The sequence below is a fragment of the Methylovorus sp. SPW-M1 genome, assembly GCF_053848825.1.
This window is the reverse complement of record NZ_CM132626.1, coordinates 2,655,652-2,672,761: the sequence shown is the minus strand read 5'-3', so window position 1 is coordinate 2,672,761 and position 17,110 is coordinate 2,655,652. Positions and strand designations below refer to the sequence as shown.

Below are 17,110 nucleotides of genomic sequence, written 5' to 3'. Positions count from 1 at the left end.
TGATTTGCCTCGCATCACATGTCCGTGACTGGCGACCCAGACTTCCGGGCCGCCGCTCGCCTTATCAGGCCTTGATCTTGAAACCGTTGGCATAGGCTTTCGGGTCCTTGCCATCCCACACCACGCCGTCGATCAGCTTGCTGCTGCGCATCGGGTCGCTTGGCACGGCGATGCCCAGGGATTTGGCCGCTTCGGTGTAGATGTCGATGCGGTTGACCTTTTTGGCGATGGCCAGGTAATCCGGGTCGGTTTTCAGCAAACCCCAGCGCTTGTGCTGGGTGAGGAACCACATGCCATCGGACAGGTAAGGGAAGGTCACCTTGCCGTCGTTGAAGAACTTCATGTAGTTGGGGTCTTCCCATTTCTTGCCGATGCCATTGTCGTAATGGCCAAGGAAGCGACCTTCGATGACTTCTTCCGGCGCATTCACATAAGCCTTGCCAGCAATCAGCTTGGCCACCGCGGGGCGGTTGGCGGTGGCGTCGATGTAGCGGCAGGCATCCAGAATGGCCTTGGTAATGGCCAGCGCGGTATTGGGGTTCTTGGCGACAAATTCAGCGGTGGTGCCCAGTACCTTTTCCGGATGGTCGGTCCAGATTTCCTGGGTGGTGGCAGCGGTGAAGCCGACCTTGTCGTAAATGGCACGTGCATTCCATGGCTCGCCCACGCAGTAACCATCCATATTGCCGATACGCATGTTGGCGACCATTTGCGGTGGCGGTACCACGATGGTTTTCACATCCTGGAAGGGGTGAATGCCGTAAGTCGCCAGCCAGTAGTAGAGCCACATGGCGTGGGTGCCCGTGGGGAAGGTCTGGGCGAAGGTGTAATCGCGGTTTTCATTGTCGAGCAGGCGTTTCAGCGTGGCGCCACCGGTGACGCCCTTGTCCTTCAGCTGGTTGGCCAGCGTAATGCCCTGGCCGTTGTTGTTCAGCGTCATCAGCACGTTCATGTCTTTTTGCTGACCGCCTATGCCCATCTGCACGCCATACACCAGGCCATACAACACATGCGCCGCATGCAGTTCGCCATTGACCACCTTGTCGCGCACGCCAGCCCAGGAAGCTTCCTTGGACGGCACGATCTTGATGCCGTATTTCTTGTCGAAGCCCATCTGCGCAGCCACCACGATAGGCGCACAGTCCGTCAGCGGGATGAAGCCGATTTTGACTTCGGTGAGTTCTGGAGCATCCGAGCCTGCAGCCCATGCCTGGTTGCGCAACCCTGCCGGTAGCATGTTCATCATGACGGCAGCGCCCAGTGCACCGGCGGCGGCGTTCTTGAAAAACTGGCGACGACTGGTGTCGACGTCAGGTGTAGCGTTATCTGCTGCAGTATCTGGTGTTTTTTTCATGTCTGCTCCCTAAAAATGATGCATCAAGTATCAAAATCAAAACCGCAAAAACAAAAAAGGCGTCCAGCCTGCAAACAGTTTCCTGTCTACATGCTGGACGCCTTTGTCCATATTCGTGGAAGCGCAATCGCTTCGTTTAATGTGCTGCTTTGCTAACCTTTGCCTGCATTCAGCTGGGCTAGGTTACTGCTACTTGCAGAGGTCATTTCCTGGTGGATATGCGCTGCTGCATAAACATTAGGCCGCCGTTGGCCTGACATTTTGTCTAGACATAAGCAAACCGTGTGCCAACTTCATTTTAAAAATTAAGCGATTGAATTTTAATGATTTTATAAATAGAAGAGCTGAAATTCAGCCGAGGTGACTTTGTGATGCATCGCACTTATTGTGTGCAAGTGCACCATGATATGAAGTGGACTATTGCCCTTGTGCGGATAGCGTAATGATGTTTTCGGCTATATCAATCAGCTTGCGATTTTGCTCCATCGCCGTGTTGCGCAGCATTTTGTAGGCTTCCATTTCGGATAAGCCCAGTTTGCTCATCAGCAGGCCTTTGGCGCGTTCGATGCGCTTTCTTTCCGCCAGCGATTTTTTGGTTTCCGACAGCTCGTTTTCAATTTCCGCCAGTTGCTGCGATTGCTGTTGCAGCAAGGCAATAATGGATTCCATGGGGTAGGGCGTGAGCTCGTCGTGGGCTAGAAAGGTAAATGCACTTTCCAGTGGAATCGCCAGATTGAAAAACGTGCTGTCGACATTGGCCGTGGGCGTTTGCCTGGCTTTCAATTCGCCCAGATGCAAGCGCGTGTTCTCCAGATCCCGTCGCGCCTCCTCGCTCAAGCTGTTCAGGGTGTCGTGCATGGCGGCCACCAATTGGCACTGGATGTGCCATATTTCCGTGAGCCGTGTGCTGCAAGCTTCAAACCAGGCATCGCTATCAGCGCGCTGGAGTACCTGCTGGTCTTTGGCGGCGGTCAACTTGCTTCTGTAAGCGCGCTGTGTGTGGTGTGCTTCGGTCTCCAGCGTGGTACGCCAAGCTTCGCGCAAGGCATCCGTGCCAAACTGGCTGAACAGCTCAAAATGCCGGTCCTGTTGCGCTATCAGCTCCAGGAGCTTGTGCTGGTGTTCCAGTTGCATGTAGCCCGAACCAAACAGATGCGAGCCCAAGGCGCGCTCCTGCCCCGCAAATTCTTTGCCTTGCACCAGGTTGTAGAGCGCGACCAGATAGGTCGAGATCTTGCTGTTAACGGTATTGTCGGTAATTTCAAAAATGAGTGAAATCAGACTGCCGATCAGCCGCGTGTAGGACTGTATGCAGTCGCTGAAGGGTATTTTTAGTAAGGTGACTTGGTGGCGAAAGGGCAAGAGCTGCTCAAGCCCCAGCAAAATCCATGAAACCAGGGTTAGCTGTTTGGCATCTGCCGAGGTGTTGTGATGGAGGTAGCGTTGCAAGGCCTCTTTAAACGCCGACTCCGAAGCCTGGTTCTGCTCAATGATGGCACTGCGCTCTTTGGCGAAGCGGCTGCCAGCGGAGGCCAGATAAAGACAGCTGGCACCGCGCTCTGCCTGCAGCTGGTGAACCATCCAGCCTATGCTCTCGACAAACTGAATGCTGACGGAGAGCCGTTCCAGCTCTTCGATATGGCGCGTTTTCGCCAATAAAATCGTATTGTCAGGTGAAATATTCTGCATGGTGAGTCAGTGCAAGCAAGAACAGTGCTCAATGCATTCAGGCATGGGGCAGAGAACGGCATGCACTTCGAGACGTCTTGAAGTGGCTGATGATTCGCCGAATTGTAGCTCAGCGAGGCGGCTATACAAACCGCCCGTATTTCTGATGCGGCATCCGGCGCGTTGGTGGGCGCGTCCTGCAGCAGAGTTGGCGGGTTTTGGGGATTAGCGCGGCTGTAGCTGGCAGCTGTGCAGGATGGATTGCTGGAGCGTATTGAAGCTGGAAAGTGCGCCGGTAGCCGTGGCATAAGGCTGCTTTTGCAGATAGATAATCAGAGCCATCTGGCGCGGGGGGATGCTGGCCGATAACTGCTGCAGCCGGCACTGGCAGGCGGATGTCAGGTCGGTGGCCTGCCAGCCCTGGCGACAGGCATGCAGCTGCGATTGCTGCAGGGCCAATGGCCAGGCTTGCTGATTTTGCTGGCCGTCAGGGATATGAGCGCGCAGCTGGGTCAGCAGCTGATACATGAATTCCAGCCCCTGGTTCAGCGCTTTCAGATCGGCAGGGTGCGTGTCATTGGCCGCGATGGTGACCACGCTTTCGGTCTGCTCGGGGATGGCATAGCCTTGTGCGCTCATGAGAATGCGTTTGGCCGGGTTCTGCTCCAGATATTGACGGGTTTGTTCCAGATCGGCGGCGGGGAGTTGCAGGCGTAATTCGGTGGCGCAGTCGGGCAGCGAGCGCAGTTCGACCTGAATGGTGCCATCTTCGCGTCCTTGCTGAAATACCGGTGCAAGCTCGGCCAGCACGGCATTTTCTTCCGTTTGCCAGCGCTGCAGCACCGCATCGCAAGGCTCGGCCAGGGCTGGCAGGGCGGCGGCCAGCAACAGAGCCAGCAGCCAGCGGGAAAAGAAATGGCGCATTGTCATCATGAGCACTGGGAGCATGCAGCGCGGGCGCAAGTTCAGGCGCGCCAGCTTGCATTGCTTCAGGGCTTATTCATGAGCGAGGCTGGCTATATCGGGGACTGCAGGGGACGCGTTGCCAGAGGCTTCGGTATCGTGGAACTGCAGTTTGGCCAGACGCGCATAGAGCCCGCCCATCTGACGCAGTTCTGCTGGCGTGCCGGTTTCCACGATGCGCCCCTGATCCATGACAATAATCCTGTCCACCTGCTGCACCGTGGCCAGGCGGTGCGCGATGATGAGCGTAGTACGGCCTTGCATGGCCGCCTGCAAGCCTTGCTGCACCAGGATTTCGGATTCGGCATCCAGCGCGCTGGTGGCTTCATCCAGCAGCAGGATAGGGGCGTTTTTGAGGATTGCACGTGCGATGGCGATACGCTGGCGTTGCCCGCCCGACAGCCGCGTGCCGCGTTCGCCAAGGAAGGTATCGTAGCCCTTGGGCAGGCGATGGATGAACTCATCGACCTGGGCGGCCTTGGCGGCCATCAGCACTTCAGCATCGGTGGCATAGGGGTAGCCATAGCGGATATTTTCCATGGCATTGGCCGAGAAAATCACCGGGTCTTGCGGCACCACGGCGATCAGGCCGCGCAGGCTTTCCAGGCTGAGCTGGCGTATATCCTGTCCATTGATGGTAATGCTGCCCGCACTGGTGTCGTAAAAGCGCAGCAGCAACTGGAACAAAGTGGTCTTGCCCGCGCCGGAGGGGCCGACCAGCGCAATGTTTTCGCCGGCGGCGATCTCCAGTGTCAGCTCTTGCAAGGCAGGCTGGGTGGGGCGTGAGGGGTAATGAAAGCTGACATGGTGAAAGCCGATGGTGGCTTCCGTGGTCGACTTCAATGCCATGGGTTCTGCCGGTGCTTGAATGGCAGGCTCGGCCTGCAACAGCTCGAGCAGGCGCTCGGTGGCACCCGCGGCCCGCATGATGTCGCCCCAGACTTCGGCCATGGTGCCTACCGCCCCTGCCACCATGGCGGCATACAACACAAACGATGCCAGCTCGCCGCCGGTCATGGCGCCCTCACTGACCTGACGCGCGCCCAGCCACAGCACAAACACGATGGTTCCCAGCACAGCAGTGATGATCAATGCAGTCAGTGCGGCGCGCACACGTACCCGACGGATCGCGGTTTCAAAGCTGAGCTCCGTGCTTTGCTTGAAGCGGCCAATCTCGCGCTGCTCCTGCGTGTAGGACTGCACGGTGGGCATCGCATTCAGGATTTCACCGGCCATGGCCGAGCTGGCGGCGATCTTGTCCTGCGATTCGCGCGAGAGCTTTTTGACAGAGCGGCCGATCAGCATGATGGGCAGTACCAGCAGGCACATCAGCCCGAGGTTGATGGAAAAGAGATAGGTGCTGGTGACGGCCAGCATCACCATGCCGCCGACAAACTGGAACAGGCTGCGCAGGCCCATGGAGGCAGAGCTGCCAACCACGGTCTGGATCAGGGTGGTGTCGGTGGTCAGTCGCGATAGCACCTCGCCGGTCTGCAGGGTTTCAAAGAATTGCGGTGATTGCGTCAGCACGCGGCCGTAGACGGCACTGCGCAAGTCAGCCGTGACGCGTTCCCCCACCCATGAGACGGTGAAATAACGTGCCGCAACCAGCATGGCCCAGGCACAGGCCAGCCCAAACAGCAGCAGGAAGTGGCTGTTGAGATCGCCATTGGCACTCGGCCCCTGCTGCGGCGGTTTGTCAAAACCAAAATCCACCAGATCGCGGAATGCCAGGGGCACCGCCAGCAGGGTGGCACTGGCAAGTGTCAGCAATAACAGGGCGAGCATGATCTGCCAGCGATAGGGGCGGAGGAAGGGCCAGAGCCGACTCAGTGCGGAAAGGCGTTTGGCAGGGGCAGCAGGCACGGGGGTTTCTGCGCTCATATCGGGGGAATCAGGCGTGGTTGTCATGTAAACGACAGACCTTGTTGGGGGTGGGAATGTTCCATGGATTGCATGGTACTCCAGAAATCGCCCGCACAATGCTTAAGGCGCGGGAGAGTCCCCGACTGATAAAAGCCTGCGCATAACTGTAAGCCTCCACTGACACCAGTATCAGACCTACCCCTATGCGCGTTGCGAGCAAGCCCCTATACAGTGGAGCTGCGTGTCAAACAAACAAACGCTTAAACCAAGGAGGGAATTCTGATGATTAAATATTTTATTGCCTGGCTGCTGGGTGTACCGGCATTCCTGCTCATCATCATCTATTTTTTCATGCACTAAATTACATGCACTAAATTAAATGCACGCACGCGCGTGCATAAATACCGTCGGCCTTTGGTCGGCGCCGCATCACAAATTACCCCATAACCAGAGCAGTTCAACTGTTCACTAATTTGAAGAAAAGAGGGAATTTATGTCCATCACGACCATTTTGCTTATCGTACTGATCCTGATGTTGCTGGGTGCGTTGCCGACCTGGGGGCACAGCCGCAACTGGGGCTATGCGCCAAGTGGCGGTTTGGGCCTGGTTGTCATCATTCTGTTGATCCTGCTGCTCACCGGCCGTATTTAGCCATCGTGCCAGCAAGTTAATAACTAACCAGCTTTAGGAGATAGACATGCAAATCCTCAATAAAACCTGGCGGGTGACCGGCATCGTGTTGACGGTGGCGTGTCTTTCCGCCTGTGGCAATATGTCCGCCCGGGACAAGAATACGGCCGTGGGTGCAGGTGTTGGTGCCGCGGCAGGCGCTGTGTTGACGGGTGGCAGCGCTGTCGGTACCGTCGGTGGCGCTGCCGTGGGCGGCATTATCGGCAATCAGGTTGGTAAAGATAAGAAATAGATAAAAGCAGGGAGGAGACCACCGAGTGCCTGGCACCAGGTGGTGATGTTGAGAAAAAGCCGGAGCATGATTGCTCCGGCTTTTTTATGTATTCCAATAGCTTCTGTTACAGGCATTCTCTTTTCTATGCATCCAGCCTGCAGGTGTCATATCCATTCCAGCCTTCCCAAAGGTAGACACGGCATATCGCCCAGGTCTGTTTTATACTGTGAGCCCATTGCACATCACTCACGGTCATTATGAAAACTATCCTGAAGAATAGCGTGTGGCTGCTCGTTGCCATCCTGGGGGCGGCAGCGGTGGGAGGCATCGCCCTGCATCGCGGCGAGAGTATCAACTCCCTGTGGTTTATTGCCGCGGCATTATGTGTGTATGCCCTGGCGTATCGGTTTTACTCGGCATGGATCGCCGCCCGGGTGCTGATGCTGGATGCCTCGCGGGCCACGCCCGCCGTGCGCCTGGATAACGGCCGCGATTTTGTGCCTACCAATAAATGGATCGTCTTCGGCCATCACTTTGCGGCGATTGCCGGGCCTGGCCCATTGGTAGGGCCAACGCTGGCCGCCCAGTTTGGCTATCTGCCAGGTACCTTGTGGATATTGTTTGGTGCCGTGCTGGGGGGAGCCGTGCAGGATATGGTGACCTTGTTCCTGTCCACCCGCCGTAATGGGCGCAGCCTGGGTCAGATGGCGCGTGAGGAACTGGGCGCAATAGGCGGCACCGCCGCTCTGGTCGGCACCTTTGCCATCATGATCATCCTCATCGCCGTGCTCGGGCTGGTGGTGGTCAATGCCATGAAGCACAGCCCCTGGGCGACTTCTACCGTGGCGGCGACGATTCCCATCGCCATGATTGTCGGTTTGTACATGCGCCACTTCCGTGCGGGCAAGGTGCTGGAAGCCTCTGCTCTGGGCGTGATCCTGCTGTTGCTGTCCGTGGCGGGCGGTGGCTGGGTGGATCATCATCCCACCTTGCGCGTGTGGTTTGACCACGAAGGCCTGACCCTGGCCTGGTGGATTATTGCCTACGGCTTTGCTGCCGCCATTTTGCCGGTGTGGCTGCTGCTGGCGCCACGCGATTATCTCTCCACCTTCATGAAACTGGGCACTGTCATCGTGCTGGCGATTGCGATTCTGATGCTGCAGCCGGAAGTCAAAATGCCGGCACTGACGCAGTTTATTGATGGCACCGGCCCCATTTTCGGCGGCAAGCTGTTCCCGTTTGTCTTCATCACCATCGCTTGCGGCGCTATTTCCGGTTTCCACGCGCTGATTGCCTCCGGCACCACGCCCAAGCTGCTGGAAAACGAGCGCGACATCCGCATGATCGGCTATGGCGCCATGTTGCTGGAGTCTTTCGTTGCCATCATGGCGATGATTGCCGCCACCGTGCTTGATCCGGGCGTGTTTTTTGCCATCAACAGCCCGGCGGGCATCGTCGGCAAGGAAGCAGCCGATGCCGTTGCCACCATCAGCGGCTGGGGCTTCCCGGTCACCGTGGCGCAAATGGAGTCGCTGGCGCGCGAGATGGGCGAGGCCACGCTGTTTGCCCGTACCGGGGGTGCGCCGTCGCTGGCGGTGGGCATGGCCAGCATTTTTGGCAGTGCGTTCGGCCAGGGCCTGCTGGCGCTGTGGTATCACTTTGCCATCATGTTCGAGGCGATTTTCATCCTGACCACGCTGGATGCGGGCACCCGCGTCGGCCGCTTCATGCTGCAGGACATGCTAGGCAATATCTGGCCCAAACTGGGCGAGACCTCCTGGTATCCCTCGGTATTGTTTACCAGCGCGCTGGTGGTCGCCGGATGGGGCTATTTCCTTTACATCGGCGTGATTGACCCTAATGGCGGCGTCAATATCCTGTGGCCGCTGTTTGGTATTTCCAACCAGATGCTGGCGGCCATTGCTTTGTCGGTTGCCACGGGTATTTTCGTCAAATCCGGCCGTCTCAAATATGCCTGGGTCACGGCACTTCCGCTCACCTGGCTGGTCATTATTACCAGCACCGCCGCCTGGCAGAAAATCATGAGCGACGATGTGCGCGTGGGCTTTTTTGCCGCCGCCAATGATATGGCGGCCAAACTGGCGGCAGGTGCTTTGCCACCAGAAAAAGCCGCCGTGGCACCGCAACTGATTTTCAACCAGCAACTGGATGCCTGGCTGACGCTGTTTTTTGTCGTGATACTGTGGGTGGTGATACTGGATATGCTGCGCGTGTGCTGGCGCTATCTGGCAGGCAAGCCGGTACGGCCATCGACCGAGCACCCGCACGAACCAGCACCGCTGAATGCCCAATGGGCAAGGGATTGAACATGCTGAATAAATTGAAAGCGTTTTGGCGCGTGGTGCGCCGCCTGTCTGGCGATGATGCCTACGAGCGCTATCTGCGGCATCACGCCGAGCAGCACGTGGACGAGCCGCCACTGACGCGCGAAGCCTTTTTCAAGCAATGGCAGGATGGCAAATGGAAAGGCGTGAAGCGGTGCTGCTAACTCGGGATACCGCTGAACCCGCCATCTCCGGTCAGGAGCTCAGTGCGGCGGATATTGGCCGGGTGATCGAAATGGCGTGGGAAGATCGCACGCCATTCGAGGCTATTGCATTTCAATTTGGCTTATCTGAAGCTGCGGTGATTGATCTCATGCGGCGGCAGCTGCGCGCTTCGGCATTCCGGTTATGGCGCAAACGCATGCAGGGGCGGGCCACCAAGCATGCCGCCCTGCGCAGCCCCGAGGTGGCGCGGCATCGTGCCCGGCATCGGGTGCCGCAGTTTTAAGCCCGCGGCTGGCGGCACAGGTAAAAACATCACCAGCCCCGCAATGACCATGGGCAGGCTAAGCCCCATCGATAACAATCCCAGATAACTATCCGTATTTTCACGCGCTTCAAGTGGTTCTGCGTGGATGCCGACACATGCCTTTCAGCCGTCAGATGCGCCAAGAAAGTCACCACATGTTCACCCTTGAGGGTTTGGGGATGGCCTTGTTATGGAAGGGAATAAAGCGCTTGACCCAGTTCACATAGGCTTTTTCGGTTCTGATACTATAGTGCATCATCCGGATGCGAGGCTGAGACCTGCTCAAACAATTTTAGTGGATGACTGGCATTCCCTTTAGTAGACATCATGGTGTGTGATCAGTTGTATATAAGAATTAAAGGTGCATTAAACATGCGCTACTCAATGATTTATATAGGGACTAAAAATTAGTAAATTAATATCATCCATCCTCAAATAAATAGTAAGTGATTTATTAGGGGATATTTAACGTTAGAGCCACCACTAATCCATTACTGAGCGGAAAAAATGAAAGAAAAAATTGTCAGTGGATTTTTTAGCATATCTGGCCTATCGATGGTTATAGGGTGCGCAGGTTTTATATCTGCGTTTGTTACTATGTTCGTAAATACCAGTGACCAAATATCTATTAAATGGATCATATTTACAGTTCTTACGCTTGGAACAATAGTTCTTATTCTTCTTAAAATAATTTTTGACCTATATAACGAGAGACGAACACTGCCGCCTTACGAAACTCCGATAAAGTACATAAAAGAAGAAAACGTTTTTGTTATACGTAGAAACGAGAATTTTGTAAGCAACATTATATTGGGTTGCTATGCACAAATAGATGGAATTGACAGGCTTGCGTATCTTGGTTTTGTTCACATAATCCAAGACAAAATAATTCAGATTAAGATCAAGAAGGATTTTAAGGTTCTAGATCAAATCCCGGAAACACTAGAAGGTCTTAAGAATGTTCTCATAAGGCCGGTTGTTCCAATTACGGCGCTAGATCAAATAGATTCGCAGGGGAATTAAAATGTCTGACCGATATTTCTCAAAAGTTGCCTCAGTTAGAGATAGCTACACAATCATAATCAGCAAAGGTTCCGAGCACGGCGTTAAGTCAGGGGACAAGTTCTTAATCGTCGGCTTAGGAGAGGTAATCAAAGACCCAGATTCAGGGGAGGATATTGAGCAACTTGAAATTGTTCGTGGCAAGGCAATTGCAAAACATGTTCAAAACAAAGTAACTACGCTTGAGTCTTGTGAGTACTACAAATCATCGGATGTTCGTGAGATAAAGAAAGTAACGACAAAAACATCCGGCGCACTGAGTATTTTTGGCCCACAAGACTCAGTTACTGAATCAATAAAGCCTGGAGAGAGCATGCTGCAGAAGTTCGAGGGAGTTAAAGTTGGCGACTTCGCAATTAAGCTCTAACAATTCCCTTCGCGGCTTCGCTGCTAAGGCTGCCCCTAACGTCAAACGTTAGAGCATATGTCATCGACAGCGGAACAATGGGAACAATTGCTGACGACTGCAGTGATGCAAGAGAGGCTAATTTCTGTGTCTCTGTACATAACTGCTTTCGAACTGCTCAAAGATTCAATCATTGATCGGATCAGATCATTCTACATGATCGGAATCGATGAAAATGATATGGTCATTGACGACAAGTACAAGAAGGCAGTCCTCTCAAGAAACAAAAATCCCCTGCAAGCATCGCTAGATTGGCTAACTGAAAATCAAGTGATTGATGCTGATGATGTTGAGTCTTTTGAACGCATCCGCACGACTCGAAATTTATTAGCTCATGAGCTTCCGGCAATGGTCATGGGGGCCAAGAATCTTAAACACACCGAGCGCTTTCAAGAGCTTGTGGCGCTTCTCAAGAAGATTGAGGTTTGGTGGGTAGTGAATATGGAAATCCCGACCAATCCCGATTTTGACGGCCAAGAGATCGATGAAGAAGGAATCGTTCCCGGGCCTGTGCTGATGATACAAATGATGCTGGAAGTACTTTCCGGCAACGAAGAGCTGCTCAAGCATTACAAGGCAAACAGCAATGTGGCCACCGGGCTCTAGCCACTCTGTCGAGAGGGACCGGCGCTTTTGGTGCCCTTCTCGGCTTCGCCGCTGCGGCGACCCCTCATGTCAAACGTTAGGCAATCTCGATAAGGATTCGGTATGAGCGCTGCCGAACAATTTAAAATCAACCTAAATCAGAACCTTTGGGGTGTTGTTGTCAGCTTTAGCGCACTCGGGGCTGCTGAGTATTACAATCTCAGTACTTTGTTTTGGTTTGCAGTTGTTGTTTCTGTAATCATGGTTGCATCTATTGCAGTCACAACACTTGCGTACACAATAAAATATTGGAAAATCAAACAATGAGTCAGCCCCACCCATTCATCAAGCGGGACGCGCTAAAACGCGCCCCTTATGTCAAATGTTATGTTTCAGTGAGCCCCCGATGACCTATCTCGAATTCATTACCGGAATGACTCAGGCACTAGCATGGCCCATGCTTATTTTTGCGCTTCTTTTCTATTATCGAGATAAGCTTACTGAGTTTGCTATCGAAATGCAGGGGGCCAAGCTACAAGTAAAACTGGTCAAAGAGGGAGAGGCGCCAAAAGCAAACGAGGCATACTTAGCTGTAAAGCACGAAACGGCCTACTACAAGCTTTACTCGAATGGCGTGCTAGTTCAGAACCTGAAAATACGTGTAATGCCAGGAATAGAGAATCTCCCGCTCATCTATCCAATTACATTTCCAAACGAGCTTTTGTCAATTCAGATTGTTGGCGAGGACGCCGCTTGGACTACAAGAGCTTCGCTTGGCAACTGTGATTTAAGAGTAGCACCTTCCAGTCATGAAAGAGAGCTTCAACTGAGGATTTCAGGCATATGAAACATAACCCTGCAGTCGAGCGGGAAAGTCAACAAGCTGCGCTTGTTGGTTCCCTCTGCCCTCCGCGCTCCGGCTGCCCCCACTTACACGTTAGCGAACAAGACACATGACGAACTCGAATCTTTCAAAATCATTTCTGTGGCTTGCTGGAACGCTTGTCATCGGTGCATTAGGCTCAGGGCTGTGGGAAGTTGCCTTCAAGCCCGGTCTTTATTGGCTAGGGAATGCTCTGTTGGATATTGGTACGCTCGGCCTAACCAGCTTGAGAGACGCAATCTACGAAGAAATTGCTCGTGGCAGCTATGAACGAGCAGGCGAAAAGACGCTCTCAATCCTCATTGGTATCTTTGCCGGACTGATGACTATAAGCACGGGGACGCTGATATCGGGCAGATCCCGCCGGGAAGATGGTTCACCTCAACGTCTAATGAGGTTGTTGCGCTACCAACGAGTGTTCATCTTGTTTGGGGTCGCATTCTCTGCATTTGTCATAGTTCAAGGCGCAAGGCTTATTTACATCAATCGCGCAGCCAACCATCTTGAGCAACTTCAGCGAATTGTAGCGCCCTATGTGCCACTGGAGCAGCGAATTGTGTACGCCTCTCGGGCGGGTCAGTTGCACACCCGTCAGCAGTATGTCGAACTACTGGATGAATTGATGGAAGTCGCGAAGAAGAACAACGCCTATATTCCAACCTTCGACATCTACTGATGTACGTTAGCCCATCATTCAAGCGGGACTGGCTAAAGCCAACCCCTTAATTAATATTAGGCATACTGAGCTATGTCCCATAAGATCGAGGCCCCTCACCTTGAACGTTAGTCATATGAAACAGACCATAAGGCCATTAAGCCAAGAAGAATCTGCTTCCCTTGAAGCTTAATGTTAAGTGGGTGCGAGAACACTACGAAGCAAACCCTGAAAATTTATAAGGCTCGATAGCAGGCAAGTTAGCGATCATAAACTCTGACCTGCCCCCCTCTAACGTACCATTAGAAAATGAAATTTTCGGCACAATTTCACCAAGAATGAAGGGAGATTGTGTTGTGAAGAGGTCAAAGTTTACGGAAGAGCAGATCGTATAATCAGGGGCAGGTGTCTAGGTAAGTCTCAGACACAGCGCCCCCCATTGGTCGCCACAGTTTCTAGGGGCGTGGTTGGCGGCACAAGTAAAACATCACCAACCCTGCGATTACCATGGGCAGACTGAGCCACTGGCCCATGCTCAGCCCCATCGATAACAGGCCAAGGTAGCTATCCGGCTCGCGGGTGTATTCCGCCAGAAAGCGGAAGCTGCCGTAGCCGATGAGAAAGAGCGCCGAGACCGTGCCGCGTGGTCTGGGTTTGCTCGAATAAATCCATAAAATCAGGAACAGCACGACACCTTCCAGCGCAAATTCATAGAGCTGCGAGGGGTGGCGCACGACGTTGTCCACCTTGGGGAAAATCATGCCCCAGGGCATGTCGGTGGCCCGGCCCCACAGCTCGCCGTTGATGAAGTTGCCCATGCGTCCTGCACCCAGGCCTATCGGTACCAGTGGTGCCACAAAGTCCATGATCTCCAGCCAGCGCTTGCCGGTTTTGCGGGCAAACAGCGCCATGGCCGCCAGTACGCCGAGAAACCCGCCGTGGAATGACATGCCGCCTTGCCACAGGTAAAGGATTTCATGCGGATGCTGGCTGAAGTAAGTGGGCTGGTAAAACATGACATAACCAAGTCGCCCGCCGATGATGACGCCCAGCGCTCCGTAAAACAGAATGTCATCGACATCGCTGACCTTCCAGCCAGAGTCGGGGTTGCGGCGTATGCGCCACTTGCCCAGCCACAGCAGGCTCAAAAAGCCCAGCAGGTACATGAGGCCATACCAATGGATGCCGAAGCTGCCGATATGAATGGCGATGGGGTCGAATTCTGGATGTATAAGCATGGTGGAAGCAGGCCTGCCCAAGTCGGCTAGCCCTTGGTTCTGTTGGTATTCATGATGTGCTATGGTAACCGAAAATAATGACAATCAGGATCGCGCAAGCAAATTGCCGATGTGCGATACCGGTTTTGGGAGGGTTACATGCAACACTCAGGGATGGAAACGTCCATGCAGAATCCGGGGGAGATCCCAGCTCAGCCCATTACCCTGGAAGTGCTCTGCCGCTTTGCGGTAGCCATGTTTCAGCACACTAATGAAAAAATTGCCCTTTATAACCTGAAGGCCGAGACGCGCTATATCAACCCCGCGCTCCAGGCGATATTGCCTGATCACTTGGGCGGAACCGCCGATGTGGTGCTGCATCCTTTTTTCTGGAATTACCGCGAGACGCTGGAAGAGGTGATCCGAACAGGCCGACCGGGTGGCTGCGTGGCGCATTTCACCGTGGGTAGCCAGGAAATATTTGATCTCATCAGCTTCAGTCCATTGTCAGATGAACATGGCCAGATGATCGGTGTGCTGGCGATAGGCCGCCAGACCGACCAGCGCGATGCCGCGGAGACGCTGGAGATCCGCCGCCGCGAGCAATATCAGCGTGCCGTGCTGAATACCTTTCCTTTCATGGTGTGGCTGAAAGACAAACAAAGCCGCTTTCTGGCCACCAACAAGGCGTTTGCTGAAGTGCTGCAAATTGCGCATGACGAAGACATGCGTGGCAAGACGGATTTTGACTATTTCCCCCACGCCATGGCGGAGGGTTATGTGGCGGATGATCAAGAAGTACTGGCTTCCGGCGCAGCCAAGATGCTGGTGGAGCCCATCATGAATCCAGACGGCCAGCTGCATTGGGCGGAAACCTACAAATCGCCGGTGGTAATTGATGGACAGGTCATCGGGACGGTGGGCTTTGCGCGGGACATCACGGCAGAGCGCCGGCTGGAGGCAGAAATCGCCCGCCGTGAGAATGAATATTCCATGCTAGTGCAAAATCTGCCGCTGACGGTGGTGCGCTATGACCGCGAGTGCCGCCGTGTGTTTGTGAACTCGTATTGCGCCATGCGCGAAAGCCTGCAGCAGCGTATCAGTGAGGTGATGGGCAAGACGCCGGCCGAGTATTGGAGCGGAAATATCATCAATATCACGGCCGAGGATTACCAGAAACGTATTCTTGAGGTGATGGCGACGGGCGAGTCCGATACCCTGGAACTGATCACGCAGTATGGCGAGGAGCAACTGGTGCACCTGGTTCGCATCGTGCCGGAGCGCTCAGCAACTGGTGAGGTGATTGGCGCCATGACGGTGGCGAGTGATGTCACGGAAAACAGCCGTTACCGCAAGCGGATCGAGCAGCTGGCTTACCACGATATCCTGACCGAGTTGCCTAATCGCTTGCTGTTCAATCAGCAACTGCAAATGCTGATTGAACAGACGCAAACCAACAAGCATGGCTTCTGCCTGCTGTTTATTGATCTGGATAACTTCAAGACCATCAACGACACCCTGGGCCATTCGGTCGGCGACAAGTTGCTGATAGAAGTCTCGCGCCGGATTCGCCAGTTGCTGGGCAAGGATGACATGCTGGCGCGCATGGGCGGCGACGAGTTTGCCATTTCCCTGCCACATTGCCTGTCCCGTCTGGACGCCGCCTTGCTGGCAGCCCGCATTATTGATGCGCTCAATGTGCCGTTTGAAGTGTCCAGCATCAAGTTTTTTGTGTCAGCCAGCATGGGCATTGCTTTTTACCCTGAGGACAGCAGCCATCTGGATGATTTGCTCAAGCACGCCGATCTGGCCATGTACCACGCCAAGCGGCAGGGGCGTAACAATTTCCAGTTTTACAACCAGGAGCTGACCGTCAATGCGGCCGAGCGTTTGCTCATGGAAAATCTGCTGCGGCAGGCGTTGGCAAAAGGCGAGCTGCAGCTGTATTACCAGCCCATCATGGAGCTGGCGACAGGCGAGATGTATGGCGCCGAAGCCCTGCTGCGCTGGAACAGTTTTGACCTCGGCATGGTGGGGCCGGACAAATTCATTCCCATCGCCGAGGAGCGGGGCATGATCGTCGAGATTGGCGGCTGGGTGCTGCGCGAGGGCTGCCGTACCGCCGTGGCCTGGAATGCGCTGCGCAGCCAGCCCTATGTGCTGGCCATCAATCTGTCTTCGCGGCAATTCATGCAGCAGGATTTCCTGACCACGATTACCGACTGCCTGCAGGAAACCGGATGTCATCCGCAATGGCTCAAGTTTGAAATTACCGAAAGTCTGCTGCTGCATGATAGCGACCATATACGCCAGACGCTGGAAGCGCTGCATTCCATCGGCATTGCCATTGCGATTGATGATTTTGGTACCGGGTATTCGGCGCTGGGCTATCTGAATAAATTTCCGGTGAGTCAGGTCAAGATTGACCGCTCGTTTGTCAGCGATATTGCTACCAATACCGAATCGGCGCTGCTGGTCAAAGCCATCATTGCCATGGCCGATAGCCTGGGCAAGGATTTGGTGGCCGAAGGCGTGGAAACTGCCGAGCAGGCCGAACTCCTCAGCCAGCTTGGCTGCCAGTATGTGCAAGGCTATTACTACGGCCGTCCGGTGCCGCTGGAGACCTTCAACCAGTCGTTGCGTTGATGCAACGTCGTGGTCCGCTTGGACCGCTCAAATGATGCAAGATAGAGACATCTCACGTCCTCGACGTTGATCTGGGTTAAAATTTA

Annotated in this window: 18 protein-coding genes; 12 read left to right on the top strand and 6 right to left on the bottom strand. The window is 54.3% G+C overall.

Features of this window, described 5'->3' with window-relative positions:
• Nucleotides 1–64: 64 nt before the first annotated feature.
• From ACWWD9_RS12575 to ACWWD9_RS12560, 4 genes are all read right to left on the bottom strand, one after another.
• A complete protein-coding gene (locus ACWWD9_RS12575) occupies nucleotides 65–1,354 on the bottom strand; it encodes a CmpA/NrtA family ABC transporter substrate-binding protein (protein ID WP_013441178.1) in 1,290 nt (429 codons plus the stop codon).
• A gap of 417 nt (nucleotides 1,355–1,771) precedes the next feature.
• Entirely contained in the window at nucleotides 1,772–3,043 is a 1,272-nt protein-coding gene (locus ACWWD9_RS12570; protein WP_455867226.1) for a nitrate- and nitrite sensing domain-containing protein, read from the bottom strand.
• 204 nt (nucleotides 3,044–3,247) lie between these two features.
• Entirely contained in the window at nucleotides 3,248–3,955 is a 708-nt protein-coding gene (locus ACWWD9_RS12565; protein WP_455867225.1) for a hypothetical protein, read from the bottom strand.
• Nucleotides 3,956–4,018: 63 nt separating this feature from the next.
• Nucleotides 4,019–5,896: an ABC transporter transmembrane domain-containing protein gene (locus tag ACWWD9_RS12560; RefSeq protein ID WP_455867224.1), complete on the bottom strand. Its 1,878-nt coding sequence runs from the start codon at nucleotides 5,894–5,896 to the stop codon at nucleotides 4,019–4,021.
• A 448-nt stretch (nucleotides 5,897–6,344) separates the two neighbouring features.
• On the opposite strand from ACWWD9_RS12560, the gene ACWWD9_RS12555 reads away from it, so the two are divergent.
• The 5 genes from ACWWD9_RS12555 (at nucleotide 6,345) to ACWWD9_RS12535 (ending at nucleotide 9,549) form a co-directional block, all read left to right on the top strand.
• Nucleotides 6,345–6,503 carry a DUF3309 family protein gene (locus tag ACWWD9_RS12555; RefSeq protein WP_013441183.1) on the top strand — a complete coding sequence of 53 codons (159 nt, stop codon included), beginning with the start codon at nucleotides 6,345–6,347 and terminating at the stop codon, nucleotides 6,501–6,503.
• A 46-nt stretch (nucleotides 6,504–6,549) separates the two neighbouring features.
• Nucleotides 6,550–6,774 carry a glycine zipper 2TM domain-containing protein gene (locus tag ACWWD9_RS12550; protein ID WP_455867223.1) on the top strand — a complete coding sequence of 75 codons (225 nt, stop codon included), beginning with the start codon at nucleotides 6,550–6,552 and terminating at the stop codon, nucleotides 6,772–6,774.
• 239 nt (nucleotides 6,775–7,013) lie between these two features.
• Nucleotides 7,014–9,083 carry a carbon starvation CstA family protein gene (locus ACWWD9_RS12545; protein ID WP_455867222.1) on the top strand — a complete coding sequence of 690 codons (2,070 nt, stop codon included), beginning with the start codon at nucleotides 7,014–7,016 and terminating at the stop codon, nucleotides 9,081–9,083.
• Nucleotides 9,084–9,085: 2 nt separating this feature from the next.
• Nucleotides 9,086–9,265, top strand: coding sequence for a YbdD/YjiX family protein (locus ACWWD9_RS12540; RefSeq protein ID WP_190274883.1), 180 nt, complete (start codon nucleotides 9,086–9,088; stop codon nucleotides 9,263–9,265).
• The gene (locus ACWWD9_RS12535) at nucleotides 9,238–9,549 is read left to right on the top strand and encodes a TIGR03643 family protein (RefSeq protein WP_455867221.1); all 312 of its coding nucleotides are present in this window, start codon (nucleotides 9,238–9,240) and stop codon (nucleotides 9,547–9,549) included. The genes ACWWD9_RS12540 and ACWWD9_RS12535 overlap by 28 nt, the downstream gene beginning before the upstream one ends.
• A 169-nt stretch (nucleotides 9,550–9,718) precedes the next feature.
• On the opposite strand, the gene ACWWD9_RS12530 is transcribed toward ACWWD9_RS12535, so the two are convergent.
• The gene (locus ACWWD9_RS12530; protein WP_455867220.1) at nucleotides 9,719–9,856 is read right to left on the bottom strand and encodes a phage integrase N-terminal SAM-like domain-containing protein; all 138 of its coding nucleotides are present in this window, start codon (nucleotides 9,854–9,856) and stop codon (nucleotides 9,719–9,721) included.
• A 221-nt stretch (nucleotides 9,857–10,077) separates the two neighbouring features.
• Here ACWWD9_RS12530 and ACWWD9_RS12525 point away from each other — a divergent pair, with 221 nt between their 5' ends.
• From ACWWD9_RS12525 to ACWWD9_RS12500, 6 genes are all read left to right on the top strand, one after another.
• Nucleotides 10,078–10,593, top strand: a complete 516-nt coding sequence (locus ACWWD9_RS12525; protein WP_455867219.1) for a hypothetical protein — start codon at nucleotides 10,078–10,080, stop codon at nucleotides 10,591–10,593.
• 1 nt (nucleotide 10,594) lies between these two features.
• The gene (locus tag ACWWD9_RS12520) at nucleotides 10,595–10,999 is read left to right on the top strand and encodes a hypothetical protein (protein WP_455867218.1); all 405 of its coding nucleotides are present in this window, start codon (nucleotides 10,595–10,597) and stop codon (nucleotides 10,997–10,999) included.
• Nucleotides 11,000–11,194: 195 nt separating this feature from the next.
• The gene (locus ACWWD9_RS12515) at nucleotides 11,195–11,644 is read left to right on the top strand and encodes a hypothetical protein (RefSeq protein ID WP_455867217.1); all 450 of its coding nucleotides are present in this window, start codon (nucleotides 11,195–11,197) and stop codon (nucleotides 11,642–11,644) included.
• 102 nt (nucleotides 11,645–11,746) lie between these two features.
• Nucleotides 11,747–11,950 carry a hypothetical protein gene (locus ACWWD9_RS12510; protein WP_455867216.1) on the top strand — a complete coding sequence of 68 codons (204 nt, stop codon included), beginning with the start codon at nucleotides 11,747–11,749 and terminating at the stop codon, nucleotides 11,948–11,950.
• A gap of 79 nt (nucleotides 11,951–12,029) precedes the next feature.
• Nucleotides 12,030–12,470, top strand: coding sequence for a hypothetical protein (locus ACWWD9_RS12505; protein ID WP_455867215.1), 441 nt, complete (start codon nucleotides 12,030–12,032; stop codon nucleotides 12,468–12,470).
• Between the two features lie 106 nt (nucleotides 12,471–12,576).
• Nucleotides 12,577–13,182, top strand: coding sequence for a hypothetical protein (locus tag ACWWD9_RS12500; protein WP_455867214.1), 606 nt, complete (start codon nucleotides 12,577–12,579; stop codon nucleotides 13,180–13,182).
• A gap of 434 nt (nucleotides 13,183–13,616) precedes the next feature.
• Here ACWWD9_RS12500 and lgt read toward each other — a convergent pair whose 3' ends face one another.
• Nucleotides 13,617–14,399: a prolipoprotein diacylglyceryl transferase gene (gene lgt / locus ACWWD9_RS12495; RefSeq protein WP_455867213.1), complete on the bottom strand. Its 783-nt coding sequence runs from the start codon at nucleotides 14,397–14,399 to the stop codon at nucleotides 13,617–13,619.
• A 138-nt stretch (nucleotides 14,400–14,537) separates the two neighbouring features.
• Between lgt and ACWWD9_RS12490 the strand changes: the two genes are divergently transcribed.
• Nucleotides 14,538–17,024, top strand: a complete 2,487-nt coding sequence (locus tag ACWWD9_RS12490) for a sensor domain-containing protein (RefSeq protein ID WP_455867212.1) — start codon at nucleotides 14,538–14,540, stop codon at nucleotides 17,022–17,024.
• Nucleotides 17,025–17,110 lie beyond the last annotated feature (86 nt).